Source organism: Aquipuribacter nitratireducens (assembly GCF_037860835.1).
Classification (GTDB): Bacteria; Actinomycetota; Actinomycetes; order Actinomycetales; family JBBAYJ01; genus Aquipuribacter; species Aquipuribacter nitratireducens.
Genome location: NZ_JBBEOG010000005.1, coordinates 239,861 through 265,609, shown reverse-complemented (window position 1 = coordinate 265,609; position 25,749 = coordinate 239,861). Strand labels below are relative to the sequence as shown.

20 protein-coding genes, 2 tRNA genes and 1 other RNA gene are annotated in these 25,749 nt (G+C 75.0%); 10 read left to right on the top strand and 13 right to left on the bottom strand.

Annotated elements, in window-relative coordinates; all coding sequences use genetic code 11:
• Positions 1-161 precede the first annotated feature (161 nt).
• Both WAB14_RS11880 and WAB14_RS11875 read left to right on the top strand, forming a co-directional pair.
• The gene (locus WAB14_RS11880) at positions 162-2,747 is read left to right on the top strand and encodes a penicillin-binding protein (RefSeq protein WP_340270029.1); all 2,586 of its coding nucleotides are present in this window, start codon (positions 162-164) and stop codon (positions 2,745-2,747) included.
• A gap of 63 nt (positions 2,748-2,810) precedes the next feature.
• Positions 2,811-2,884 (top strand) — tRNA-Pro (locus tag WAB14_RS11875).
• Positions 2,885-2,959: 75 nt separating this feature from the next.
• Here WAB14_RS11875 and cuyB read toward each other — a convergent pair.
• The 5 genes from cuyB to WAB14_RS11850 form a co-directional block, all read right to left on the bottom strand.
• Positions 2,960-3,676 (bottom strand): cysteate racemase, encoded by a 717-nt coding sequence (gene cuyB, locus WAB14_RS11870; protein WP_340270028.1) that lies wholly within the window; start codon positions 3,674-3,676, stop codon positions 2,960-2,962.
• A complete protein-coding gene (locus WAB14_RS11865; RefSeq protein ID WP_340270027.1) occupies positions 3,673-4,959 on the bottom strand; it encodes a carboxylate--amine ligase in 1,287 nt (428 codons plus the stop codon). The genes cuyB and WAB14_RS11865 overlap by 4 nt, the downstream gene beginning before the upstream one ends.
• A gap of 58 nt (positions 4,960-5,017) precedes the next feature.
• The gene (locus WAB14_RS11860) at positions 5,018-5,962 is read right to left on the bottom strand and encodes a metallophosphoesterase (RefSeq protein ID WP_340270025.1); all 945 of its coding nucleotides are present in this window, start codon (positions 5,960-5,962) and stop codon (positions 5,018-5,020) included.
• Positions 5,963-5,964: 2 nt separating this feature from the next.
• Positions 5,965-6,990 carry an aspartate-semialdehyde dehydrogenase gene (locus WAB14_RS11855; RefSeq protein ID WP_377003020.1) on the bottom strand — a complete coding sequence of 342 codons (1,026 nt, stop codon included), beginning with the start codon at positions 6,988-6,990 and terminating at the stop codon, positions 5,965-5,967.
• 92 nt (positions 6,991-7,082) lie between these two features.
• Positions 7,083-8,360, bottom strand: a complete 1,278-nt coding sequence (locus WAB14_RS11850) for an aspartate kinase (RefSeq protein WP_340270021.1) — start codon at positions 8,358-8,360, stop codon at positions 7,083-7,085.
• 137 nt (positions 8,361-8,497) lie between these two features.
• On the opposite strand from WAB14_RS11850, the gene WAB14_RS11845 reads away from it, so the two are divergent.
• Together WAB14_RS11845 and WAB14_RS11840 are read left to right on the top strand one after the other, a co-directional pair.
• The gene (locus tag WAB14_RS11845; protein ID WP_340270019.1) at positions 8,498-9,460 is read left to right on the top strand and encodes an ABC transporter ATP-binding protein; all 963 of its coding nucleotides are present in this window, start codon (positions 8,498-8,500) and stop codon (positions 9,458-9,460) included.
• Complete coding sequence (locus tag WAB14_RS11840) at positions 9,457-10,560, top strand: ABC transporter permease (RefSeq protein WP_340270018.1); 1,104 nt, start codon at positions 9,457-9,459, stop codon at positions 10,558-10,560. The genes WAB14_RS11845 and WAB14_RS11840 overlap by 4 nt, the downstream gene beginning before the upstream one ends.
• 182 nt (positions 10,561-10,742) lie before the next feature.
• Here the strand turns inward: WAB14_RS11840 and WAB14_RS11835 are convergent, their stop codons facing one another.
• From WAB14_RS11835 to WAB14_RS11825, 3 genes are all read right to left on the bottom strand, one after another.
• On the bottom strand, positions 10,743-11,327 hold the full coding sequence (locus WAB14_RS11835) for a DUF5063 domain-containing protein (protein ID WP_340270016.1): 585 nt from the start codon (positions 11,325-11,327) through the stop codon (positions 10,743-10,745).
• On the bottom strand, positions 11,320-11,919 hold the full coding sequence (recR, locus tag WAB14_RS11830) for a recombination mediator RecR (protein ID WP_340270014.1): 600 nt from the start codon (positions 11,917-11,919) through the stop codon (positions 11,320-11,322). The genes WAB14_RS11835 and recR overlap by 8 nt, the downstream gene beginning before the upstream one ends.
• Before the next feature lie 72 nt (positions 11,920-11,991).
• A complete protein-coding gene (locus tag WAB14_RS11825) occupies positions 11,992-14,232 on the bottom strand; it encodes a DNA polymerase III subunit gamma and tau (RefSeq protein ID WP_340270013.1) in 2,241 nt (746 codons plus the stop codon).
• Positions 14,233-14,331: 99 nt separating this feature from the next.
• Here WAB14_RS11825 and WAB14_RS11820 point away from each other — a divergent pair, with 99 nt between their 5' ends.
• Positions 14,332-14,739: a pyridoxamine 5'-phosphate oxidase family protein gene (locus tag WAB14_RS11820; protein WP_340270011.1), complete on the top strand. Its 408-nt coding sequence runs from the start codon at positions 14,332-14,334 to the stop codon at positions 14,737-14,739.
• A 40-nt stretch (positions 14,740-14,779) separates the two neighbouring features.
• On the opposite strand, the gene WAB14_RS11815 is transcribed toward WAB14_RS11820, so the two are convergent.
• Positions 14,780-14,864 (bottom strand) — tRNA-Ser (locus tag WAB14_RS11815).
• Positions 14,865-14,926: 62 nt separating this feature from the next.
• Here WAB14_RS11815 and ffs point away from each other — a divergent pair.
• The 3 genes from ffs (at position 14,927) to WAB14_RS11800 (ending at position 16,182) form a co-directional block, all read left to right on the top strand.
• Positions 14,927-15,023: signal recognition particle sRNA small type (ffs, locus tag WAB14_RS11810), an RNA gene on the top strand.
• Between the two features lie 104 nt (positions 15,024-15,127).
• Complete coding sequence (locus WAB14_RS11805; RefSeq protein ID WP_340270010.1) at positions 15,128-15,427, top strand: type II toxin-antitoxin system VapB family antitoxin; 300 nt, start codon at positions 15,128-15,130, stop codon at positions 15,425-15,427.
• Between the two features lie 8 nt (positions 15,428-15,435).
• The gene (locus tag WAB14_RS11800; protein WP_340270008.1) at positions 15,436-16,182 is read left to right on the top strand and encodes a LytR C-terminal domain-containing protein; all 747 of its coding nucleotides are present in this window, start codon (positions 15,436-15,438) and stop codon (positions 16,180-16,182) included.
• Positions 16,183-16,185: 3 nt separating this feature from the next.
• Here the strand turns inward: WAB14_RS11800 and WAB14_RS11795 are convergent, their stop codons facing one another.
• The 3 genes from WAB14_RS11795 to WAB14_RS11785 form a co-directional block, all read right to left on the bottom strand.
• Positions 16,186-16,653, bottom strand: coding sequence for an Lrp/AsnC family transcriptional regulator (locus tag WAB14_RS11795; RefSeq protein WP_340270006.1), 468 nt, complete (start codon positions 16,651-16,653; stop codon positions 16,186-16,188).
• Positions 16,654-16,697: 44 nt separating this feature from the next.
• Positions 16,698-20,279, bottom strand: coding sequence for an indolepyruvate ferredoxin oxidoreductase family protein (locus tag WAB14_RS11790; RefSeq protein ID WP_340270005.1), 3,582 nt, complete (start codon positions 20,277-20,279; stop codon positions 16,698-16,700).
• A 135-nt stretch (positions 20,280-20,414) separates the two neighbouring features.
• On the bottom strand, positions 20,415-22,037 hold the full coding sequence (locus tag WAB14_RS11785) for a RecQ family ATP-dependent DNA helicase (RefSeq protein WP_340270003.1): 1,623 nt from the start codon (positions 22,035-22,037) through the stop codon (positions 20,415-20,417).
• Positions 22,038-22,074: 37 nt separating this feature from the next.
• Between WAB14_RS11785 and WAB14_RS11780 the strand changes: the two genes are divergently transcribed.
• Positions 22,075-23,007: a glycosyltransferase family 2 protein gene (locus WAB14_RS11780; protein ID WP_340270002.1), complete on the top strand. Its 933-nt coding sequence runs from the start codon at positions 22,075-22,077 to the stop codon at positions 23,005-23,007.
• Here WAB14_RS11780 and WAB14_RS11775 read toward each other — a convergent pair.
• Complete coding sequence (locus WAB14_RS11775) at positions 23,000-24,841, bottom strand: ATP-dependent metallopeptidase FtsH/Yme1/Tma family protein (RefSeq protein WP_340270000.1); 1,842 nt, start codon at positions 24,839-24,841, stop codon at positions 23,000-23,002. The genes WAB14_RS11780 and WAB14_RS11775 overlap by 8 nt on opposite strands.
• Before the next feature lie 95 nt (positions 24,842-24,936).
• Here WAB14_RS11775 and WAB14_RS11770 point away from each other — a divergent pair, with 95 nt between their 5' ends.
• Positions 24,937-25,743, top strand: a complete 807-nt coding sequence (locus tag WAB14_RS11770) for a glucose 1-dehydrogenase (protein WP_340269999.1) — start codon at positions 24,937-24,939, stop codon at positions 25,741-25,743.
• Positions 25,744-25,749 lie beyond the last annotated feature (6 nt).

The following is a 25,749-nucleotide window of genomic DNA, read 5'->3' as shown; positions in this document are numbered from 1 at the left end:
GCGGGGGCCTGCGCCCGGAACGTCCCAACGGCCACACCTGCCTCCCCCGATGGACGACCCGGGGTCGACCGAACGGGGGATGGTGCGGCCGCCGGTGGCTCCCGGCGTGGCCGCTGCTCGGTGCGGCCGGGCACGTGGTGTCGGCACGTACCCTGGTGGACATGAGGGGTCGAGACACACGTGTGATACGCGCTGCCGCCGGGGGGCACCGGCCGCGCGTCGCGGCACGGACGGGCGTGCTCCTGCGCCTGCGCCGCGACGACGCCGGCAACGCCGCGACGACCCTCGTCCGCGTGACGACCCTGCTCGCCGGCTTCCTCGCCGTCGCCGTCGTCGCGGGTGTCCTGTCCGCCGGTCTCGTGCTCCCCGCGGCCGGGGCCGCGGGCTACCTCACGCGCTCCGGCGTCGACTACTACGAGGAGCTCCCCACCGACCTCGACATCCCGCCGCTGTCGCAGACCTCGGCGATGTTCGACGCCGACGACCGGCTCATCGCCCGCTTCTACAGCGAGAACCGCGTGAGCACGTCGCTGGCACGGATGGGCGAGTGGGCCCCCAAGGCGATCATCGCGGTCGAGGACGAGCGCTTCTACGAGCACGGCGGCCTCGACACCCGCGGCACGATCCGCGCCCTGGCGAACAACGTCCTCGGCGGCTCCCAGCAGGGCGCCTCGACCCTCACGCAGCAGTACGTCAAGCAGGTGCAGCTCGAGGCCGCCGTCTACTCCGGCGACCCGGAGCAGCTCGAGGCGGTCCAGGCGCAGATCGCGGCGAGCGGGCCGGTCGGCTACGGCCGCAAGCTCCGGGAGGCCAAGCTCGCGATCTCGCTCGAGGAGCAGCTGACGAAGGACGAGATCCTCGAGCGATACCTCAACATCGCGAACTTCGGCAACGCGACGTACGGCATCCAGGCCGCCGCCCAGCGCTACTTCTCCGTCAACGCGAGCGACCTCACGCTCGCCCAGGCGGCGCTGCTCGCGGGCGTCGTGCAGTCCCCGTCGCGCTGGGACCCGCTCGACAACCCCGAGGCCGCGATCAGCCGCCGCAACACCGTCCTGTTCCGCATGCTCGACACCGGCGCCATCACCGAGGAGCAGTACGCGGAGGCGAGCGCGTCGGAGCTGCAGCTCGCCCCCCGCGAGCCGCGGCGTGGCTGCATCACCGCCGGCAACCTCGCGTACTTCTGCGACTACGTCATCCGGATCTTCCTGTCCGACCCGCGCTACGGCGAGACGGTCGAGGAGCGCGAGAACCTCCTCAACCGCGGTGGTCTGCGGATCATGACGACGATCGACCGCGAGGTGCAGGACCTCGCGTGGCAGGCGGTCCGTACCCAGGTGACGGAGACCGACCGCGCCGGTGTCGCGCTCAGCGTCGTGCAGCCCGGCAGCGGCAAGATCCTCGCGATGGCGCAGAACCGCCAGTACGGCGGCGACGGCACCGACCCCGCGTTCACGTTCACCAACTACAACGTCGACCAGCGCTACGGCGGCGGCGTCGGCTTCCAGCCGGGGTCGAACATGAAGCCGATCGTGCTCGCGACGTGGCTCGAGCAGGGCCGGACGCTCAACGAGCGCGTCCCCGCGCCGCAGCGGCGCGAGTTCCGCTTCCGCGACTTCACGCAGTGCGGCAGCCCTGTCCGACGCGACAACCAGACGTTCCCCATCAACAACTCCGGCGGGACGGCGTCGTCGCTCAGCATCGCGGAGGCGACCTTCCGCTCCTCCAACACCGCCTACGTGGAGATCACGAGCCAGCTCGACCTCTGCGACATCCAGGAGATGGCGACGCGGGTCGGGCTGACCCCGGCGACCGACCCCGACGGTCAGGTCGAGATGCAGCCGGTCATGGCGCTCGGCGTCAGCTCGGTGTCGCCGCTCTCGGTCGCCGAGGCGTACGCGACGTTCGCCGCCGAGGGCGTCCACTGCAACAGCTACGCGATCCGCGGCATCACCGACCGGGAGGGCAACAACCTGTCGATCCCGCAGGCGGACTGCCAGCAGGTCGTCGATGCCGACGTCGCACGCGGCGTCAACGAGGCGCTGCAGGAGACCCTCGTCGAGGGCACGGCGCGGCGCTCGGAGTTCACCGGCACCGCCGCGGGCAAGACCGGGACGACGTCGGGTTCGGTCGCGGTGTGGTTCACGGGGTACACGCCCGAGGTCGCGGCGTCGGTGTGGGTCGGTGACCCGGGCGTCGACGGACGGCCCCAGTCGCTGGAGTCGTTCCCCGTCAACGGCCGCCGGATCCCCGAGATCTTCGGCTCGACGCTGTCCCTGCCGACGTGGGACCGGTTCATGATCCCCGCGTCGCAGCAGTTCGGCTGGGGCGACGAGGAGTTCACCGACCCCGACGACGACATCGTCTTCGGCCCGCAGTTCGCCGTGCCGTCCGTGCGGGGCGACTCGGTCGACGCCGCCCGGCAGGAGCTCGAGCGCCTCGGCCTGCGGGTGTCGGTGTCGGGGTCCCGCCAGTTCTCCGACTCCGTGCCCGAGGGCCGGGTCGTCGGCCAGTCCCCCGGCTCCGGGGCGCTGCTGCGCCGCGGCGACTCGGTGACGCTCGTGCTGTCCGCCGGCGAGGAGCCGCCGCCCCCGCCGCCGCCGGCTCCCGAGCCGGAGCCGACGCCGACACCGACGCCCACCCCGCAGCCCTCCCCGCCGAGCGGCGGCAACGGCGGCGGCGGCAACGGCGGCGGTGGCAACGGCGGCGGTGGCAACGGCGGCGGCGGTGGCGGTGACGACGACTGAGGCCGTCAGCCACCGGTCGGCGTCACGGGTGCCCGCTCGCCTCGGCTACACTCGGGCACCGCACGGGCTGTAGCGCAGCTTGGTAGCGCACCTCGTTCGGGACGAGGGGGTCGTGGGTTCAAATCCCGCCAGCCCGACGTGCGTGAGAGGCCGGTTCCCTCCGGGGAGCCGGCCTCTCGGCGTCTCCCGGGCACGGCTGCCGGGGTCTGCCGTCAGGGTGCGGCGACCGGGGCGCCGGCGAGGCGGATCGTCGCGCGGGCGAGCGCCTCGACGGAGTCGACGACGGTCGCCACGGTGAGCGCCGTCGTGCTCGCCGCGACGACGGAGAGCTCCGTGCACCCGAGGACGACGCACTGGGCGCCCCGGGCGGCGAGCCGGTCGGCGACGGCCGCGAGCGCGGCGACGTCGACCTCCCGGCCCGCCTTCACCTGCTCGTAGATGACGCGCATGACGACGGCCTGGTCGGCCGGGTCGGGGACGACCGCCTCCGCGCCCACGCGGGCCAGCTCGTCGTGGTACGTCCGCGCGGCGAGCGTGCCGTCGGTGGCGAGGACACCGACCCGGTCGAGCCCCGGGACGGTCCCGACCGCCTCTGCGACAGTGGCCCGGACGATGCCGACGACCTCGACCCCGGCCTCCGCCTGCACGACCGGCAGGAACGGCTCCGCCGTGTTGCACGGCAGCACGACCGCCTCCGCACCGAGCTGGACGAGCTCGCGCGCGCACGCCGCCATGACCGGCCCCGGGTCGGCGTCGCTACGACCGAGGAGGAACGCGGTCCGGTCGGGGATCGAGGCCCGCTGGTGGACGACGAGGTCGACGTGCTCCTGGTCGGTCGCGGCGTCGGTGAGCCGGACGACCCGGTCGAGGAAGTAGGCGGTCGCGAGGGGGCCCACCCCGCCGACGACGCCGACGAGGCGGCGCGTCACGCGCGCGGCCCGACCGGGGTGGCCGCGCGGGACCGGGCGACGGCGAGCGGGTAGTGCCGGGCGAACTTGCGGTACTGGTTGACGTGGCTGGCGACGAGGTAGGCGGTACGGCGGGGGTCGTGCTCCGCGGCGTACCACAGCGGGTTGTGCACGCGCCCGCCCCGGTAGGCGGCCTTCACCCGGGCACGGGTCGCCTCGTCGAGGTAGCGCAGCAGCAGGTGCTTGGGCAGGACCGTGAACAGGTGCCCCGGTTCCGCGTGAGCGGGGAAGCCGGGCGGGAAGGGGTCCTCGTCGAGCACGTGCTCGCGGACGTACGGTCCGACGGGGTCGAGCTGCCCGGCGGCGACGTAGAAGTTGCTCCGCCCGAGGCGCGGGTTGAGCTCGAAGAAGAGGGTGCGGCCGGTCCGGGGGTCCGCCTTGAGGTCGAAGTTCGCCCAGCCCGTCCACCCGACGTGCTCGAGGAGGCGCGTCGCGTCGGCCACCACCGCCTCGTCGTGGTCGGTGAGGATGGCAGCGGGGTTGCCGATCGCGCTGGGGGCGTGCTCCTCCAGCAGGACCTGGCCGTAGGAGGAGTAGCGGACCCGGCCGGAGCGGTCCGACCAGCACGTGAGGATCCGCATCCCGGCGTCGTCGCCGGCCACGAGCTCCTGCACGAGGAAGGCGTCGGTGTACCCGGCGCGACGGACGCGCGCGAGCAGCTCGAGCAGCTGCGGGCGGTCCGCGACCTCGAACCCCTTGCTCTTGCCCGTGAAGCGCACGGCGGCGTACGCGACCGTGCTCGCGGCCTTCGCGAAGACGGGGAAGGTGAGAGCCGAGGTGTCGACGAGGGCGTCGACGTCGGCGGCCGTCGCGGCCGCCGGCAGCGTGGCGAGGTCGACGACCACGGTCGCCGGGTGGGCGACGCCGAGCTCGTCGCACAGGGCGCTGAACCTCGCCTTGTCCGTCATGCGGCGCAGCAGCGGCTCCTCGACGTACGGCAGGACGGCCGTCGCGGGCAGGCGGTCCCGCAGCGCCACGAGCCGGCTTACGAGCCGGTCGGCGCTCGCGAGCACGAGGGTGGGCCGGTCGGGCGCGACCGCCCGGTGGACGGCGGCGACGAGGACGTCCGGGTCCTCCAGCTCGGGGACCGCGACGTGGTGCATGACCGTGGAGCGGGCCATGAGGCCGCTCGCGGCGGCCGAGACGACGGTCGCCTTCACCCCGTGGTTCTCGTGGAAGTGCCGCGCGAGCGAGTACGCGCCGATGTCCCCCCCGAGCACGACGGCGGCGAAGCGGGGGCTCACGGCGCCCACGGTACCGGCGCCGCGAGGACGAGCAGGTCCCCGCGCGCGCACCCGGCGCTCACGCGCGAGGGACGAGCGTGAGCAGCGACGCCTCGGGGCGGCACGCCAGGCGGACCGGTGCGAACGGGCTGGTGCCGAGCCCGGCGCTGACGTTCACCCAGGCGCTCGGCGGCGACCCGAACCGGTCCGGCGGCAGCGTCGGGGAGGCCCACGTGAACACGCCCTTCGCGTAGCGGCGGGGCAGGTCGCAGTTGGTGACGAGGGCCCCCACGCCCGGCACGCACACCTGCCCCCCGTGCGTGTGCCCCGCGAGCACGAGGTCGGCGCCGTCCTCCGCCATGGCGTCGAGGACGCGTGTGTACGGCGCGTGCGCGACGCCGAGCCGGAGCCCGTCGGCGTGGCGGCCGGCTTCCGGGGGCGGCATCCGGTCCCGGCGCAGGTGCGGGTCGTCGACGCCGACGAGGCGGACGGTCCGCCCGTCGACGACGAGCGAGCCTCGGGCGTTGTCGAGGTCGAGCCACCCGGCGCTCGTGAGGCTGCCGACGAGGTCGTCGGTCGGCAGCGGCGGCGGGGACGGCAGGGTCGAGGACGGCCCCGCGAAGTAGCGGAGCGGGTTGCGCCACTGCGGCGCGTGGTAGTCGTTGGACCCGAGCACGAACGCTCCCGGGCGCTCGAGGAGCCCGTCGAGGGCGTCGAGCACGGCGGGGACGGCGTCGACGTGCGCGAGCATGTCCCCGGTCACGACCGTGATGTCCGGCTCCAGCGCCGCGAGCCCCTGCACCCAGCGACGCTCGGCGAGGCGCCCGGGCGTCAGGTGGAGGTCGGAGAGGTGGAGCAGTCGCAGCGGCCGCTCCCCCGGGCGCAGCACCGGGACCTCGCTGCGCCGCAGGACGAAGCTGCGGGCCTCCGCCAGCGACCACGCGAGCGTGCACGCGCCCACCGCCATGAGGCCGCCGAGGAGCCGGCCGGCCCCCCGGGTGGTGCCGCGGCCCCCTGTCGGCACGCTCAGCCCCCGGTGAGCTCGGCCGCCACGAGCTCGGCGATCTCCGCCGTGTTGAGCGCGGCGCCCTTGCGGAGGTTGTCGCCGCTGACGAAGAGGTCGAGCGTGTCGGGGAAGTCGAGCGCCTGCCGGATGCGTCCCACGTACGTCGGGTCCTCGCCGACGACGTCGGCGGGCGTCGGGTACACGCCCTTCTCCGGCTCGTCGAGCACGACGACCGTCGGCTGCGCGGCGAGCTCCGCGCGCGCCTCGTCCGCGGTGAGCGTCGAGGCGAACGTCGCGTGCACCGCGAGGGAGTGGGTCGTGACGACGGGCACGCGCACGCACGTCGCCGACACCTTGAGGTCCGGGATGCCGAGGATCTTCCGCGACTCGTTGCGGACCTTCAGCTCCTCACTCGTCCAGCCGTCGTCCTTCAGGCTCCCCGCGAAGGGCACGACGTTCATCGCGAGCGGCGCCCCGAACGGGAACCGGTCCTCGGCGCCGTCGTCGAGGGCGGCGGCGACCGCGCGGCGGACGTCCCCCGCGCTGCTGCCGAGGGTCTCGTCGGCGGCGACCACCCCGAGCTCGGCGCGCAGCCGGTCGATGCCCGGCCGGCCCGCGCCGGAGGCGGCCTGGTAGCTCGCGACGACGAGCTGGGTGAGGCGCCAGCGGCGGTGCAGGGCACCGAGCGCGGCCATCATCGTGAGCGTCGTGCAGTTGGGGTTCGCGATGATCCCCTTGGGGCGTTCGCGGACCGCCTCCGGGTTGACCTCGGGCACGACGAGCGGCACGTCGGGGTCCATGCGGAAGGCGCCGGAGTTGTCGACCGCGACGGCGCCGCGGGCGGCCGCGACGGGCGCCCAGTCGGCACTCACCTCGTCGGGCACGTCGAACATCGCGACGTCGACGCCGTCGAACACGCCGGGCGACAGCGCCTTGACCTCGACGTCCTCGCCCCGGACCTGCAGGACCTTGCCGGCGGAGCGCGCGGAGGCGACGAGGCGGATCTCGCCCCACACGTCGGGCCGGCTGCTGAGGATGTCGAGCATGACGGCGCCGACGGCGCCGGTGGCCCCGACGACGGCGAGGGTGGGCTTGCGGATGCTGCGACCCGCGCTGGTCGTGGTGGTCGTGGTCACCGTCACCGCCCCGTCCCGCCGTACACGACGGCCTCGACCTGGTCGGCGTCGAGCTCGAACGCCGTGTGGACCGCGCGGACGGCCGTGTCGACCTTGTCCGCGTGCGTGACGACCGAGATGCGGATCTCGGAGGTGGAGATGACGTCGATGTTGACGCCCGCCTCCGCGAGCGCGCCGAAGAACGTCGCGCTGACGCCGGGGTGGCTCCGCATGCCGGCACCGACGAGCGAGACCTTGCCGATCTGGTCGTCGTACTGCAGGCGGGCGAAGCCGATCGTCGACTGCGCGACCTGCAGGACGTTCATCGCCATCGCGCCGTCCGTCTTGGGCAGGGTGAAGGAGACGTCCGTCAGACCCGTCTGCGCCTGGGAGACGTTCTGGACGATCATGTCGATGTTGACCCCGGCACGGGCGACCTCGTTGAAGATGGCGGCCGCCTTGCCGGGCACGTCGGGCACCCCGACGACGGTGATCTTGGCCTCGCTGCGGTCGTGCGCGACGCCGGCGATGATGGCCTGTTCCATGTCGGCCTCCGGGAGGTCGTCGATGCTGCCGGCGACGGTCGTGCCGGGGCGGTCGGAGAAGGACGAGCGGACGTGGACGGGGATGCCGTAGCGGCGGGCGTACTCGACGCAGCGCAGGTGGAGGATCTTCGCGCCGCTCGCGGCGAGCTCGAGCATCTCCTCGTACGTCACGGCGCCGAGGCGCCGGGCGGAGTGGACGATGCGCGGGTCGGCGGTGAACACGCCGTCGACGTCGGTGTAGATCTCGCAGACGTCGGCGTCGAGCGCGGCGGCGAGGGCGACGGCGGTGGTGTCGGAGCCACCGCGGCCGAGCGTCGTGATGTCCTTCGTGTCCTGGCTGACGCCCTGGAACCCGGCGACGATCGCGATCGCGCCCTCGTCCATCGCCGTGCGGATGCGTCCGGGCGTGACGTCGATGATGCGGGCCCTGCCGTGGCTGGAGTCGGTGATGACGCCGGCCTGGCTGCCGGTGAAGCTGCGCGCCTCGTGGCCGAGGTTGGCGATCGCCATGGCGAGCACCGCCATGCTGATCCGCTCGCCGGCCGTGAGGAGCATGTCGAGCTCCCGGCCGGGCGGGGTGGGGGTGATCTGCTCGGCGAGGTCGAGGAGCTCGTCGGTCGTGTCGCCCATCGCGGACACCACGACGCAGACCTGGTTGCCCGCCTGCACGGTCCGCACGATGCGCTGCGCGACCCGCTTGACGGCGGCGGCGTCGCTCACGCTGGAGCCGCCGTACTTCTGGACGACCACACCCACGTCCTGCTCCACCTCCTCGCCGCGGCTCCACCGGCGGGAGCCCGGCGGAGTCTACCGAGCGGGTCGGGGCAGGGCCGCGGGAGTGAGACCGCACCGGATCCACGCAGTGCACCCCCGGGCTCGGGCATCCTGAGCCGGTGACGGGCCGCGAGGCGGGCGAGGGGATCGAGGTCGTCTCCGTCGCGCGAGCCTTCGGTCGAGTCCGAGCGGTCACCGACATGACGTTCTCGGCGCCGGCCGGACGGGTCACGGCCCTCGTCGGTCCCAACGGCTCGGGCAAGACGACGCTCATGCTCATGGTGGCGGGGCTGCTGGAGCCGGACGCCGGGAGCGTGCGGGTGGGGGGCTTCGACCCGACGCGCGAGGCGGCGGCGGTCCGGGCCCGGCTCGGCTGGATGCCCGACGTCTTCGGGGCGTGGGACGCGCTCACCGTGACCGAGCACCTCGCCGTCTTCGCCGACGCCTACCGTCTGCCACGCGACGTGGCCGCCGCCCGCGTGCCGGAGCTGCTCGCCACCGTCCGCCTCGAGCCCCTCGCCGACGCGCCGGCGCGCGTCCTGTCCCGGGGCCAGAAGCAGCGGCTCGGCCTCGCGCGGGCGCTCGTCCACGACCCCTCCGTGCTCGTGCTCGACGAGCCGGCCTCGGGGCTCGACCCCGGGTCGCGCATCGAGCTGCGGCACGTGCTGCGTGGCCTGGCCGACGAGGGCTGCTGCGTGCTCGTGTCCTCCCACGTGCTGAGCGAGCTCGACGACCTCGCCGACGACGCCGTCTTCGTGCTCGGCGGGCGGACCGTCGCGGCGGACCCGGCGGCCGCTGGAGGTCGGTCCGGCGCGGGCGCCGCGCGGCTCGGGTGGCGGCTGCGCGCGCTCGACCAGGCGGCGCTGCTGGCGGCGCTCGCGGACCGGGGCCTGCTGGCGGCACCCGCCCCGGGCGGCGCGGTCGAGGTCGTGCTCGCCGGCGAGCGCGAGGCCGCCGCCCTGCTCCGGGACCTCGTGGGAGCCGGTGTGCCGCTCACCCACTTCGCGCCCACGGCGGGCCGCATCGAGCAGGCGTACCTCGGGCTCACCGCCTCCCCGGCCGGGCAGGGGGCGGAGCGGTGACGACGACGACCGCCGATCCCGGCTCTCGGCCGCGACCGACCAGCGGCACGCCCACGTGGCGGCTCAGCGGCACCGGGGTGCGGACCGTCGCGTGGCTCGAGCTGCGCCGGCTCATGCGCGCCCGGCGCTGGCTCGTCGCGTGGCTCGCGTGGACGCTCGTCGTGACGGGCCTGTGCGGGCTCGTCGTCCTCGCCGCGACGCGTCTCGGGGCCGAGCTCGGGCCGGAGACGGGCACCATCGTGTTCGGGGTCACCGTCCTCATCGTCCTGTCGTTCGGGCTGCTCGTGGCGCCGGGTCTCGCGGCGACGAGCATCAACGGCGACAGCCGCGACGGCACCCTCGCCACGCTGCAGGCGACGCTGCTGAGCCCGGCGGAGATCGCCGTCGGCAAGCTCCTCGCGGCGTGGTGCGGCACCCTCGCCCTCGTCGCGGGTGCGCTGCCGTCGCTCGGCGTCGCCTTCGCGCTCGGGGGCACCTCGGTGCCGCGGCTGCTCGTCGTCGTCCTGCTCGTCGCGGTGTCCCTCGCCGTGGTGACCGCGCTCGGCCTGGGGCTGTCCGCGCTCCTCGCGAAGCCGGTCGCGAGCATCGTCGTCGCCTACGTCGTCGTGTTCTGCCTCGCCGTCGTGTCGCCGCTCCTCGTGCCGTTGACCGCCTCGATCGCCGTGTCCGACGTCACCGTCACCTACCGCGAGCCGAGGACCTTCGACCCCGAGTCGGGGCGTCCTCTGGACTGCCGCGAGCGGACCGTCACCGTCGAGCGAGCGCGCACCGACGCCGTCTGGTGGCTGCTCGTCCCGAGCCCCTACGTCGTCGTCGCCGACGCCGCCCCGCGCCAGGCCTCACCCGGTGACGCCGACGCCGACATCCTCCGCGGTCTCGGCGACGTGTCCCGGGAGGCCCGGCTCGGCCCGCGTGCCGTCGAGGACTGGTGCAGCGACGTCGACGAGGTCGCGCGCGCGGCGGAACGCGACGACCTGTCGCCGGTGTGGCCGTTCGGGCTGGCCTTCTACCTGCTCGTCGTCGCGGGCGCGACGGCGGTCGCGGTCCGCCGGCTCCGGACGCCCGTGCGGCGGCTGCCGCCGGGGCAGCGGATCGCCTGACCCGCCCGCCCCTCGCGCCACGCTCCCCGCGCTACAACCCCTGTCCCGCAGGGAACATGGACGCCGAACCGCCCGATCCGCAGCTACAACCCCTGTCCCGCAGGGAACGTGGACGCCGAACCGCCCGATCCGCAGCTACAACCCCTGTCCCGCAGGGAACGTGGACGCCGACGTGGAGCGGGTCAGCGGGCGTGGAGGGCGTCGAACTCCGCCTCGGCGGCGACGTCGGGGTCGACGTCGAGCCGGTCGTGCGCCATCAGGGACACGAGCGCGCGCTGGGCGGCGGCGCCGCGCTGTCCCCACGTCGCGAGGTACGCGTACTGCCACCACCACAGGGCCTCGTCGACCCGACCGCCCTCCAGGTGGCGGAGTCCGTGCGCGACGTCGGAGGCGACGCACGCGATGTCGTCGGCGATGCTGCCGAGCGCCACCTCGTCGAGCGCCTGCGGATCGATGGTCTCCGTGTACTCGTCGTGCTCACCGAGCGCCGACACGAGGCCCAGCCGGAGAGGGTCCATGTCGTCGTCGGGGCCGGCGTCCGGCTCGAAGCGGTCGGCGGGCACGACGTCCCGCTGGGCACCGAGCCGCGCCCCCGTCGCGAGGATGCGTGACAGCGCGAGGTGGAGCAGGGAGATCGAGGCCTCGTCGCCGTCGCCCGCGGCGACGTGCGTCACGGTCTCGAGGAACGCGCGGCTCTCCGCGGCCATCTCGACCGCGAGCGGCGCGTCGACCGACTCGCGGCCCCGCTCCTTCGTCGTGTCAGACATCGATGAGTCTCCGTCCTTCGAACGCCCGCCCGAGCGTCACCTCGTCCGCGTACTCCAGGTCGCCCCCCACGGGGAGACCACTGGCCAGCCTCGTCACCCGCAACCCCATCGGCCGCACGAGGCGGGCGAGGTACGTGGCGGTCGCCTCGCCCTCGAGGTTCGGATCGGTGGCGAGGATGAGCTCCGTGACCTCACCCGAGGCCAGTCTGCCCATGAGCTGACGGATGCGCAGGTCGTCGGGACCCACCCCGTCGATGGGGCTGATGGCGCCGCCCAGCACGTGGTAGGTGCCGCGGAACTCACGCGTCCGCTCGATCGCCACGACGTCCCTCGGCTCCTCGACGACGCAGATGACGCTGCCGTCGCGACGCGGGTCGCGGCACACCCGGCACCGCTCCTCCTCCGCGACGTTGCCGCACACGTCGCAGAACCGCACGCGGGCCTTGACCTGGGTGAGGGCGTCGGCGAGGCGCTGCACGTCGTCCGCGTCCGCCTGGAGGAGGTGGAAGGCGATCCGCTGCGCCGACTTCGGCCCGACCCCGGGCAGGCGGCCCAGCTCCTCTATCAGGTCGGCGACCACTCCCTCGTACACGTGGCGAGCCTAGGCGCTGGTCGCGCCGAACGGGGACGTGGCCGACGCCGGATCGGGCGCGCCGCAGCCGGGTCAGCCGGACGAGGGCCGCTCCTCGATGACCCGGGCGCCGAGCAGCCGCGTCAGCACCTCGGCCCCGCCGCCCTGGTCGGCGTCGGCGTCGTCGCGCGACACCGCGTCGTCGTCCGGCGGCGGCTCCGGCGGCAGCGGTTCGAGCCGCGCGCGACCGCGCGGCGGTGACGTCGGCACCGCCTCGGCGTCCGGTCCCGGCCCGTCCGGCTGAGGAGGGGCCGGTCGCGGCGGCGCGGACGCGCGTGCGGCCGGCCCGGTGACGACCGGCCAGCCGTCGGGCCCCAGCGCCGGCCCGGACGTCGCCGGAGGCGCTGCCTCCGGCGCACGATCGCCCACCGTCCCGTGCACGGGCTCGCCGCTGCCACCCTGCTCGGGCTCGGACTCGGGCTCGGGCTCGGTGGCGGCGGACGGACCCGCGGGACCCCCGCCCTGCGCCGCCGCGCGGCCGCCGGTGACCCCCACCACGGTCCGCTCCACGCCCAGCGTGTCGAGCAACGCCTCCTTCACGCAGTCGGAGTGACCGCGCTGGTTGAAGGCGTCGGCGAGACCCTGGGTGGGGAACCCGAGGGTGAGCCGCGCGCCGTCGAGGGCGAGGACCTGCGCGTTCTCGCTCACGAGGGTCCACGTGAGGCGACGGATCGTCCGCAGCCGGTCGACCACCTGGTCCCAGGTGCGCCGAACGACCTCGACCGTGACACCGCCCGTGTCGCCGTGCGCAGGCGTCGGAGCGGCCGGCGCGGCGGCCGCGGCCGGCGCGGCCGGCGCGGCGGGGGACGGCGTCGGAGCGGGCGCTGCGGACGAGGGCGGCGCAGACGCGCCCGCTGCGGGCCGTCGGGGAGCCCCCGGCTCGTCACGCGGCTCCGGACGCGGCTCCGGACGCGGCTCCGGACGCGGCCCGGCGGGCGACCCGGACACGTCGGGCGCGCCGGCCGGGGACGGGGCGACGACCGGAGGCTCCTCGCGTGCGGGAGCGGCCGCGACAGCCGGCGTGGTCGCGGCCGGCGGCGCCGACACCGCTGGTCGGCCTGCCGGTACCGCCCCCCCGTCGACGAGGGCGTGCAGCTGGCGCTCGAGGCGCTCGACGCGCGTGCGGACCCCGCCGTCGCCGTCCGCGCCGACGACGAGCAGGCGCGCGACGAGCAGCTCCAGCAGCAGGCGCGGCGACGTGGCGCCCGCCATCTCCCCGAGGGAGGCGGCGACCACGTCGGCGGCCCGCGACAGCTCGGCGTGGCCGAAGCGGGACGCCTGGTGACGCAGCCGCTCGAACGCGTCGGCCGGGACCTCGGGCAGGACGTCGGCCGCACCGTCACCGACCCGGGACACGATGACGAGGGTCCGCAGCCGCTCGAGGAGGTCGTTGGTGTACCGGCGCGGGTCGTGGCCGGCCTCGACCGCCCGGTGCACCGCCGCGTAGGCGGCCGCCCCGTCGACGGCGGCGAGCGCGTCGACGAGGTCGTCGAGCAGCGACTCCGGCACGTACCCGAGCAGGGCCGTCGCGAGGTCGAGGTCGAGGCCGTCGCCGCTGGCGCCGGCGATGAGCTGGTCGAGCACCGACATCGAGTCACGCACCGACCCCGCGCCCGCGCGGACGACGAGCGACAGCGCAGCGGCGTCGACCGTGACCCCCTCGCGACGGCACACGTCCTCGAGGTGCTCGACGAGGCGCGCGGGCGGCACGAGCCGGAACGGGTAGTGGTGCGTCCGCGAGCGGATGGTGCCGAGCACCTTCTCCGGCTCGGTGGTCGCGAAGACGAAGACGACGTGCTCCGGCGGCTCCTCGACGACCTTGAGCAGGGCGTTGAAGCCCTCCGACGTGATCTGGTGCGCCTCGTCGATGATGACGACCTTGTAGTGGTCGCGCACGGGCGCGAAGGTGACGCGGTCCCGCAGGTCGCGGGCGTCGTCGATGCCGCGGTGGCTCGCGGCGTCGATCTCGATGACGTCGAGGCTGCCCGGCCCGCCGTTCGCGAGGTCGACGCACGACGGGCACTGCCCGCACGGGGTCGCCGTCGGCCCCTCGGCGCAGTTGAGCGACCGCGCGAGCACGCGGGCGCTCGTCGTCTTGCCGCAGCCACGCGGCCCCGAGAAGAGGTACGCGTGGTTGACCCGGCCCCGCGACAGCGCGGTGGTGAGCGGCGTGACGACGTGGTCCTGCCCCACGACCTGATCGAACGTGTCCGGCCGGTACCGGCGGTACAGGGCGAGGAGCGGAGCCTTCTCGACCGCGCCACCGTCTGCCATGCGCCCACACTACGGCGGGGCGGGGACACGTCGGGCCGGCCCTGTGGACCGGGACCTCGGTCCCTGGTCGGCCGCCGTCACCTCATGGAACGTGGGTCCATGACCGACACCCAGAACGCCATGGAGGAGCTGCCCGAGGAGCGCTGCTGGGCGCTGCTGGACGCCGCGGAGGTCGGCCGGCTCGCGGTCGTCGTCGACTCGGCACCGGACATCTTCCCGGTCAACCACGTCGTCGTGGGCCGGAGCGTCGTGTGGCGGACGGCGGCCGGGACGAAGCTCTTCGCCGCGGAGGGCGACGAGGTCGCCTACGAGGTCGACGGCACCGACGACGAGGGCCGCGCGTGGAGCGTCGTCGCCAAGGGCGTCGCGCAGGAGGTCGACGACGAGGTCGTTGCCGAGGCCGCGACCCGCGCCCTCCACCCGTGGCTGGACTCCGAGAAACAGCACGTGCTCGCCGTCGTCCGCCCCTCGGTCACGGGGCGACGCTTCCGGGTGGCCGCCTCGTGAACGACGAGGCCCCCGGTGCGCTGCACCGGGGGCCGTCACGCGGAGGATGGGGGATTTGAACCCCCGAGGGCGTTAACCCAACACGCTTTCCAAGCGTGCGCCATAGGCCGCTAGGCGAATCCTCCGCCGCACAGGGTACTAGCGCTCGGGGCCGGCTCCGGACCGCGCGGCGGTTGCTACCCTCGACGTCGACCCCCCGTGCGGCGGCACCCTGCTGAACCCCCCCAGGGCCGGAAGGCAGCAAGGGTACGTGGGCTCTGCCGGGTGCGCGGGGGGTCCTCTGCTGCCACGGCACGGCCATCTGCCACCCATCTGCCACCCGATTCGTGACCACCCCGTGACGTGCGCCGACGCGTGGTCGCGGCCCGTGACGTCGTATCCTCGCCGCGTGATCTTCAAGCGGGTCGGCAGCCTCCGGCCGTACCCGGACCACGGGCGCTACTCGGCGAAGGACTGGGCGGACATCCCGCCGCGGCCCGTCCGCCTCGAGGAGCTCGTGACGACGAAGCGCACCCTCGACCTCGAGCAGCTGCTCGACGAGGACTCGACGTTCTTCGGCGACCTGTTCCCGCACGTCGTCCAGTGGCAGGGGGAGCTGTACCTCGAGGACGGCCTCCACCGTGCCGTCCGGGCGGCGCTGGGGCAGCGCCCGGTGGTGCACGCACGAGTTCTGGTGCACGAGGGGTAGGTCGCTCGATGGCATGGGGGCGCCGCCGGGACGAACCGGCGGAGCAGCAGGGCTGGGACGACCCGATGTGGGTGCCGCAGCCGGTGGAGCAGTGGGTGACGCCCGAGGTCGTGGCCGAGCGCCTGCGACGCCGGCGCGGTCGCTGGCGGGCCCTGCGGCACGGCGTCGTGCTGCTGCTCGTCATCACGGTCGTCGGCGGGACCGGCGTCATCGCCGCCGGTGCCGTCCTCGGCCGCTGGGCGCTCCCGTTCGCCCCCGAGCCGCAGGCCGCTCCCTCGGTCGCCCCGACCGGCGCCCCGTGCGAGCCGGCGGCCGTGCAGCCGGCGAACGTCCAGGGCACGAGCGTGACGGTCCTCAACGGCACCGACCGGACCGGCCTGGCCGGGGGCACCGCCGACGAGCTCGAGGCGCGCGGCTTCACGATCGCGGAGATCGGCAACGCCCCGCGCGAGGTCGAGGCGGCGGTCGTCCGCTACTCGCCGGTCGCGGAGCCGGCGGCCCTCGTCGTCGCGGCGAACCTCCAGGGCGCCGTCCTCGAGCCCGACGAGCGGGTCGACGTCGTCACCGTCGTGCTCGGCGAGACGTGGGCGGGGCTGGCCGCGCCCGACGTCGCCGCCGAGGCGGCCGCCACGCCGCAGCCGTCGCGGGTGCGGTGCGCGGACGGCAGCCAGGGCGTGCCCGTGCTGCCGGGCGCGAGCCCCGCACCCGGCGACGGGGCGGTCAGCCCCGCGCCGAGCCCGGCGCCGTCCGGCTGAGCCCTACAGCGCGGTGATCGCCGACTTCTCCCGCTGCTCGAGGACGAGCGCGGTGTGCTCGGCGACGACGTTGTCGAACGACGCGATGTCGTGGAGCACCCGCTCCCCCAGGCTCGTGACGTCCTTGGCCGACAGGTGGACGAGCACGTCGTAGGTGCCGGTCGTCAGCGACACCCCGACGGTCTCGTCCAGCTGCCACACGGCGTCGAGGAACGCCGCGACGACCTCGCGGCTCTTCGGCTGCAGGCGCACGCTCACGACGGCGCGGACGGTTCGCCCGACGGCCCGGTGGTCGACGACGGCGTGGTAGCCGCGGATGACCCCGGCCTCCTCGAGCCGGCGCACTCGTGCGAGCATCGTCGAGGGGGCGACGCCGGCCGTCTCGGCGAGCGCACGGTTCGTCTGGCGGGCGTCGCGCTGGAGCTCGGCGAGGATGAGCCGGTCCAGGTCGTCGAGCAGCGGCGTCTGCACGAGCGGGACCGTAGCCCGTGCGACACCTCCGGCGCGGCGGATGGTCAGGCTCCGGGGTACGACGCCATCGCGGCGGCGACCGCCTCCCGGTACTCCCCGACCCGGCGCAGCTTGAGGTCCTCGTAGCCGCGGATGCCGTCGGGCAGCCGCGCGATCTCGACCGCGTGGGCGTGGGAGGTCGCGTCGAGCCCGCGGACGAGCGCGACGACGGTGCCGACGAACTCCCGGACGAGCGACCGCTCGGTCCGTCGCATCTCCGTCGCGCCGAACGGGTCGAGGCGGGTGCCGCGCAGCCGCTTGCCCGCGGCGAGGGCCTGGAACCCCGGCCGGGTCCGCTCGTCGAAGCGGAGCTTCCGCTCGACCCCGAGCGCCTTGAGCATCGGCGGGTGGAGGAGGTACGTCCGAGGACCCGTGCCCGCCTCCTCCGCCGCGGCGTCGGCCTCGGGCAGGAGCATGAGCCGGGCGACCTCGTACTCGTCCTTGTACGCCATCAGCTTGTGCAGCGAGCGCGCGACGGTCTCCGTCAGCTGCTCGTGCGCGGCGGCGGGGACGGCTGTCGCGTCGAGGGCGTGCTCCGCCGCGGCGACCCGCTCGACGGTGTCGAGGAAGCGGCCCGCGTAGCGGGCGTCCTGGTAGCCGACGAGGTCGGCGGCGAGCATCGCGACCGTCCCCGCGACCTCGCTCGTGAGGCCGGCGGCGTCGACGCGGGCCCGCAGCGACGCCGGGAGCTCCGGCACCGTCAGCAGCTCCCCGGCGGTCGTGAGCCGGCTCCGTGCCTCCGCCTCGGTGCCCGCGGGGTCCGCGACCCACGCCCGACCCCACGCGAACGCGGCGAGGTTCCGCTCGACGGCGACGCCGTTGAGCTCGAGCGCGCGCTGGAGCAGGGCGACGTCGACCGGGACGGCGCCGGCCTGGACGGCCATGCCGAGCACGAGGACGTTGGCGTACGCCGCGTCGCCGAGCAGCGCCCGGGACAGCCACGACGCGTCGGCGGCGAGCACCTCGCGAGACCCCGCGCGCAGGCGGGCCTCGACGTCGGCCTCGGCGGGGTACGGGATGGCCGGGTCGGACACCATGCGCCCGGTCGGCGTCCGGGTCGTCGACAGGACGACGCGGGTGTGCGCCGGGTCGCACGCGGCGAGGACGGGGTCCGAGGCGCCCACGAGCCCGTCGAGCGCCAGCAGCACGGAGGTCTGGCCGGCGCCGATGAGGTTCGTCGACGCGCCCTCGCCGCGGGTGAGGACCACGTCGCTGATGACCGGGCCGGCCTTCTGCGACAGACCGGTCTGGTCGAGACCGTGCACGCCCCAGCCGTCGAGCATCGCGGCGGTGCCGAGCACCTGGGCGGTCGTGACGACGCCTGTGCCGCCGATGCCGGCCAGCCGGACGCGCACGACGTCGCTCGCCTCGGGGGTGGCCGGCGCGGGCAGGGCGTGGTCCGGCCCGCCGCGCGTGTCCGGCCGGGGTGCGGGCTCCGCGCCCTCGGACACGTCGACCTCCATGAACGCCGGGCAGTCGCCCTTGACGCACGAGAAGTCGAGGTTGCAGCTGTCCTGGTCGATACGCGTCCGGCGGCCCAGCGGGGTGTCGAGCGGCTGCACGGACAGGCAGTTCGACACCTGCCCGCAGTCGCCGCAGCCCTCGCAGATGCGCGGGTTGATGGCGACGCGCGTCGGCGGGGTCTCGACGGTGCCGCGCTTGCGGCCGCGTCGCAGCTCCGCCGCGCACGGCTGGTGGTGGACGAGGACGGTGACACCGTCGACGGCCGCGAGCTCCTCCTGCACGGCGACGATGTCGTCGCGGTCGCGGACCTCGACCTCGCGCGGGAGGCCGGTGCGGTCGTAGGAGCGCGCGTCCGGCGACGTGACGACGACCCGCTTCACGCCGAGCTGCAGGAGCGTCGTGACGAGCTGCGGGACCCCGACCGCGAACGTCGCGTCCTGCCCTCCCGTCATCGCGACCGTGTCGTTGTAGAGGATCTTGAAGGTGATGCGGCTGCCGGCACCCACCGCGGCCTGCACGGCGAGCTGGCCGGAGTGGAAGTACGTGCCGTCGCCGAAGTTCTGCACGACGTGCTCGGTCTCGACGAACGGGGACATGCCGATCCAGTGGGCACCCTCGTTGCCCATCGCGGTGATGCCGAACGTGTCGCCGACGAGGCCGGGGTCCATGAGCAGGCTCATGCCGTGGCAGCCGGTGCCGGCGCCGACGAGGGTGCCGTCGGGGACCTTGGTGCCCCAGTTGTGGGGGCAGCCGGAGCAGAAGAACGGCGTCCGCTGCGTCGACAGCGGCAGCAGCTGCCCGACCTCGATGCGCTCGCGGGGCGGCGGCGCGAGGCGGTCGGCGAGGCGCTGGGAGAGCCGCGTACGCAGGGCGTCGACCATGGCGTCGGCGTCCATGAGGCCGTACTCGTGGATGAGCTCGGCGCCGTTCTCGTCCTTCTTGCCGACGACGCGGGGCCGGTGCGCGGTGTCGTAGAGGGTCTCCTTGATGAGCCCCTCGAGGGTCGGGTTCTTCTCCTCGACGACGACGATCTCCTCGAGGCCGTCGGCGAAGCGGCGCACCATGTCGCGGTCGAACGGGACGGGCATCCGCAGCTGCAGCAGGCGGATGCCGGCGCCGCGGACGTCGTCGTCGGAGTGCAGGCCGAGCCGGCGCAGCGCCTCCCGGACCTCGTAGTACGTGTAGCCGGTCGACACGATCCCGAGCCACGCGTCGGACGGGTCGACGCTGATCCGGTTGAGGCCGTTGAGGACGCCGTAGCGGTAGGCGAGGTCGGCGCGGACGGTGCGGAACTCCTTCTCCACCGCGATCATCCGGGCGGAGCCGAGGAACACTGCGGACGGGTGCCGCTCGACGGCGTCCCAGCCCTCCGGCATGACGGGGTCCGCGTCGAGGGCCGGGAGGTCGACGGTGCCGACCGCGTCGGCGACCGGCGTCACGACCTTCATCGCCGCCCACAGGCCGCACGCCCGGCTGATCGCGACGGCGTGGAGGCCGAGCTCGAGGCACTCCGCCGGGGTGCCGGGGTAGAGGATCGGCATGTGGAGGTCGACGAGCGCGGCGTCGGAGCTCGACGGCATCGTGCTCGACTTCGCCGCCGGGTCGTCGCCGACGAGCGCGACGACACCGCTGTGCTGCGAGGTGCCCGCGAAGACGCCGTGACGGATGGCGTCGGTCGCACGGTCGAGCCCCGGTGCCTTGCCGTACCAGATGCCGACGACGCCGTCGTATCGCGCGTCCGGTCGAGAGGCGGCGAGCTGGGACCCCATGACGGCGGAGGCACCGAGCTCCTCGTTGACCGCGGGCTTGTGGACGACGGGCAGGTCGGCGTCGGCGCCGCCGGAGTGCGCGCGGAGCATGCGGGCGACCTCGAGGTCGTAGCCGCCGAGCGGCGAGCCGGGGTACCCGGAGAGGAAGGCGGCCGTGCGGAGGCCGGCGGCGCGGTCGCGTCGCAGCTGCTCGACGGGCAGGCGGGCGAGCGCCTGGATGCTGCTCATGAGCACCCGACCGGACTCCTGCGTGTAGCGGTGCTCGAGCCGGTAGTCCTCGGCGGCGGGCACGACCGGCCGGGGCGGGTCGACCCGGGCGCCCGCGGTCTCGCGGGTGTCGGCGGTGTCCGTCATGGCGACCTCCTCGTCACGTGGCGAGCAGGGTCGCACTCCTTCGGTGTGCCGAACAAACACCGCACCGGAGTGTGCGGCTGCACACCCTCCTATGCACCGGTCGTTCGGCATTCGGCGCGACAGTGCGCCGGACGTTCAGGCGCTCCGCAGCGGGCTCTCATCGCCCTCGAGCAGGGCGGTCGCGAGCGTCGTGAAGCCGTGCTCGGGGAACAGCACGGTGATCCGGTCGGGCTCGACGACCTGGACGGTGCCGACGCCGAACGTCTCGTGCTCCAGGTCCTGCCCGATGTGCCACGCCCCGTCGGTGACGTCCTCGCTGCGCCCGGCGTCGCACGAGTCGCACCTCCCGCACGGTTCCCGGTGCTCCTCCCCCAGCAGCCCGAGCAGCACCCGGCGCCGGCAGTCGAGGGTGTCGGCGTACGAGCGGACGAGGTCCGCACGGGACAGCTCTGTCGTGCGCCGCCGCTCCCGAGCCGCGTCGACGTCGTCGAGGACCGCGGCGACCGCGCGGTCCGCGACCCAGCGCAGCGTGCCGTCGGGCTGCTCGTCCACCGCCCCGACGTCGGCGAGCGCGCCCACGGCCCGCGCGACGGTCCGCTGCGCGAGGTCCGCGGCCTCGGCCAGGCCGGTACGGTCGACGGGCTCACCGGCCGCGAGCGCGCGGGCGACCGCCCGGAGCGTGCTCCGACGCGGGCCGCCGCCGGCGCCTAGGTGCCGCGCGACGGCGAAGTCCTCCTGCCGGTGGACGAGGACCGCGGTCGACGCCTCGCCGTCCCGCCCCGCCCGGCCGACCTCCTGGTAGTACGCGTCGAGCGACGGCGGCGGGCCTGCGTGGACGACGGCGCGGACGTCGGGTCGGTCGATGCCCATGCCGAACGCGCTGGTGGCGACCACGGTGTCGAGGTCGCCGGCGACGAACGCGTCCTGCACCGCCGCCCGCTCACGGGCGCGGAGGCCCGCGTGGTAGCCGCGGACGTCCGGTCGGACGTCGCGGAGCCGGTCCACGAGGCGCTCGACGTCGGGCCGGGTCTGGGCGTACACGAGAGCGGCTCCGTCGACGGCGGCGACGGCCTCGACGACGGCGTCGTCCGCGCTCCGCTCGTCGGCGACCTCCCGGCCGCCGAGCCAGATCTCCGGCCGGTCGACGTCGCCCACCACGACGGCGGCGCCCTCGATGCCGAGCGCCGCGACGACCTCGTCGCGCACGTGCGGCGAGGCGGTCGCCGTCATCGCCAGGGTGCGGGGGCTGCCGACCCGCTCACGGGCTGCGGCGACCGCGAGGTAGTCGGGTCGGAAGTCGTGACCCCACTCGCTCACGCAGTGCGCCTCGTCGACGACGAGCAGCCCGACGCTCGCGTCGCGCAGGGCGTCGACCACCTCGTCGCGGCCGAGCTGCTCGGGGGCGAGGAGGAGGACGTCGAGGTCCCCGGTGGCGGCGGCCTCGAGCGCCCGGCACCGCTGAACGGCGGTGCGCGCGGAGCTGACGGCGTCGGCGCGGTTGCCCGTCGCGCGCAGGGCGTCGAGCTGGTCCCGCTGCAGCGACAGGGTCGGGCTCACGACGAGGGTGAGCCCGTCGACGAGGCGGCCGGCGACGTCGTAGACGGCGGTCTTGCCGAGCCCCGACCGCGCGACGAGGAGGGCGTCGCCGTCGCGGAGGGCGTCGAGCGCCTCCTCCTGCTCGGGACGGAGGTCGGCGTCCCCGAGGACGGCCCGGACGGCGTCGCGGCGGGCGACGCCCTGGCGCAGCGGTGGGGTCACCGCATCGGCATACCCGCTCCGCGCCCTGGGTATGTCCGTGCCCGTGACCCACCGCCCGAGCACCACGCCTGCACCCCGGGTCGGCGTGGTGTGCATCACGTGGAACCGGCGGGAGGAGGCCCTGGCCGCCACCGCCCGGCTGCTCGCCCTGCCCGATCGCCCGCCCGTGGTCGTCGTCGACAACGGTTCGGACGACGGCACCGTCTCCGCCCTCCGGGCCGCCCACGGCGACGACCCGCGGCTCACGGTCGTCGCGCTCGACCACAACGCCGGCGCCGTGGCCCGCACGAGGGGGGTCGAGCGGCTCACCACGCCCTACGTCGCCTTCTGCGACGACGACACCTGGTGGGAGCCGGGCTCGCTGGCGTGCGCGGCGGACGTGCTCGACTCCCACCCGGGGGTCGCCGTCGTCAACGCCCGGATCGTCGTCGAGCCGGCCGGGACGGAGGACCCGGTCGTCGCCGAGCTTCGCGAGTCCCCCGTGGCGGGGGCACCGGGGCTGCCTGGCCCCGCCCTCGGGTCGTTCCTCGCGGGGGCCTCGGTCGTGCGACGGGACGCGTACCTCGCCGCCGGCGGGTTCAGCGAGCGCCTGTGGCTCGGCGGGGAGGAGGAGCTCCTGGCCGCCGACCTCGCGGCCGCGGGCTGGGAGCTGTGCTTCGTCGAGGACCTCGTGGTGCACCACCGCGCGTCGACGGCGCGCGACCCGCACACCCGACGTCGCGTCGGGCTGCGGAACACGCTGTGGTTCACGTGGCTGCGACGCCCGCTGCCCGCCGTCGCGCGGCGGACGGTCGCGCTCGCACGCACGGTGCCGCGGGACCGGGTGACGGCGGGCGCGGTCCTCGACGCTGTCCGCGGCCTGCCGTGGGTCGTGCGGGAGCGCCGTGTCCTGCCCCCGTCCGTCGAGGCGCGGTTCGAGGCGCTGGAGGTGTCCCAGGCCGGGTCCCGCGCGCGCCGCTACGTCAGCTGACGGCGCGGGCCTCCTCACGGGAGGCGCGCGGCGCGGGCACCACGGCGGCGCGAGACGGGCCGGCCACCCGCGACTCGATGCGCCGGAGGTCGGTGAGGGTGAGGTCCTCGTGCTCGAGCAGCGCCTCGGCGACCGCCTCGAGGAGCGCGCGGTTGCCGGAGAGCAGGCCGTAGGCGTCCTGGTGGGCCTCGCGGAGGAGCTCCTCGGCGACCTCCCGGACCCGGGTCGCGACCTCGCCGCCCATCCGGACGGTGTCGTCGTCGACGAGCAGGTAGCCGTGGCGGCTCATGCCGTACTTCGTCACCATCGCGAGCGCCCGCCGGCTCGCGGCGTCGAGGTCGCCGTGCGCGCCCTGCGTGTACTCCCCGTCGAGCAGCAGCTCCTCGGCGGCGCGACCCGCGAGGCTCACCCGCAGGTCGGCGAGCGCCTTCGCGCGCAGGAGGAACACGTCGTCGTTGCCGCTCATCCACGTGACCCCGCCCGCGGGGCCGCGCGGGACGATCGACACCTGGACGGGGTCGTCGGCGTCGTCGAGCAGCAGCGCGGCGACGGTGTGCCCGGCCTCGTGCCAGGCCGTGACCCGGCGGTCGAAGTCGGTGACGAGCGCGGACGTGCGCGCCCGGCCGAGCGCGACCGTCGCGATCGCGGCGTCGACGCACGCGCCGTCGACGACGTCGCGGCCACGGCGCGCGGCCTCCATGCACGCCTCGTTGACCACCTGCGCCAGCTCGGCACCGCTCATGCCGGGGGTGCGGCGGGCGACGGAGACGAGGTCGACGTCGGCGGCGAACGGCTTCCCGGCGGTGTGGACCCGCAGCACGGCTGTCCGTCCCGCACGGTCCGGCGCCGGCACCTGGATCTGCCGGTCGAGCCGACCCGGGCGGGTGAGGGCGGGATCGAGGACGTCGGCGCGGTTGGTGGCGGCGAGCACGATGATGCGGTGGTCGGCGTCGAAGCCGTCCATCTCGTTGAGCATCGAGATGAGCGTGTTCTCGCGTTCGGTGTCGGCGCCGGAGTGGCCCGGGCCGCCGTCGCCGCGGGTGCGACCGATGGCGTCGATCTCGTCGATGAAGATGATGGCGCCCTCCGCGCCGCGCGCCTTGTCGAACAGGTCCCTCACCCGCCGCGCACCGACACCGGCGAACGTCTCGACGAAGTCGGACCCGGCGAGCGGGAAGAACGGGACCCCCGCCTCCCCGGCGACGGCCCGGGCGAGCAGCGTCTTCCCGGTGCCGGGCGGACCGACGAGCAGCGCCCCGCGCGGCGGCGTGGCCCCCACCCGGGTGAACCGCTCGCCGTCGCGGAGGAAGTCGACGAGCTCACGCATCTCGACCACGGCCTCGTCGCAGCCGGCGACGTCGGCGAAGCGCGTGGCAGGCACCTCGTCGACGGCGCTGCCCCGCCCCCGCCGCATGGCCCCGAGCCCGCTGCCGAGCCACCCACGGCGGACGGCCACGACGAGCAGCACGACGAGGGCGACGACGACGAGGACCGGCAGGACCTGCAGGAACGTGTCGTTCGACCGCGTGATCGGCGTGGTCCGCACCTCGACGCCCCCGTCGACGAGCTGCCCGGTGAGCGCGGCCGCGTACGCGGCCGGGTACGACGCGGTGAGCTCCGTGCCGTCGGTGAGGACGAGGGTGACCGTCGCCGCCGCCTCCCCCAGGTGTGCGCTGGCGACGTCGCCGGCGTCGACGGCGGCGAGGACCTCGGACAGCGGGACGCGGTCGGCGGCCGGCTCGCGCTGCGAGAGGGTCGCGGCGGTCGCGACGCCGACGCTCAGCAGGACCGCCGCACCGGCGGCGAGGAGACGGTGACGGGTGCGCGGCGACATGCGTGGTGCATCGGGTGACGGACGGTCACGCTTGAGCCGGTCGGGCCGCCCGCGCGGAGTAGCGGCCGCGCGCCCGCGGCGGCAGTCTCGCCCGCATGAGCGACGGCGTGCTGGCGGGCTACCGGACCCTCGTCACGGGGGCGAGCAGCGGGATCGGGCAGGGCACGGCGATCGCGTTCGGCCGGTCGGGCGCGAAGGTCGCGGTCAACTACCGCTCCGACCGTGACGGCGCCGAGGAGGCGGTCCGCGCGGTCGAGGAGGCCGGCGGCGAGGCGTACGCGGTCGAGGCCGACGTCAGCGACGCCGACGCGGTCACCGCCATGGTCGAGGAGGTGTGCGAGCGCTTCGGCGGCATCGACGTCCTCGTGGCGAACGCCGGTATGCAGAAGGACGCGGCGACCCTCGAGATGTCCGTCGAGGACTGGCGCCGGGTGCTCGACGTCAACCTCACCGGCCAGTTCCTCTGCGCCCAGGCCGCCGCCCGCCGGATGGTCGCGCAGGGCCCCGGCGCCGGCCCGGCCCGCTCCGCCGGGTCGATCATCACGATGTCGAGCGTCCACGACGTCATCCCGTGGGCCGGACACGTGAACTACGCCGCCTCCAAGGGCGGGGTCGACATGCTGATGCGGACGATGGCGCAGGAGCTCGCACCGAGGGGCGTGCGGGTGAACTCGATCTCGCCCGGGGCCATCAAGACGGCCATCAACGAGGAGGCGTGGTCGACGCCCGAGGCGGAGCAGGAGCTGCTGCAGCTCATCCCCTACGGCCGGGTCGGTGTCGTCGACGACGTCGCCGCCGCGGCGGTGTGGCTCGCGAGCGACGCGTCCGACTACGTCACCGGCACCGTGCTGTACGTGGACGGCGGCATGACGACGTACCCGTCCTTCCGCGAGGGCGGCTGAGGCGCT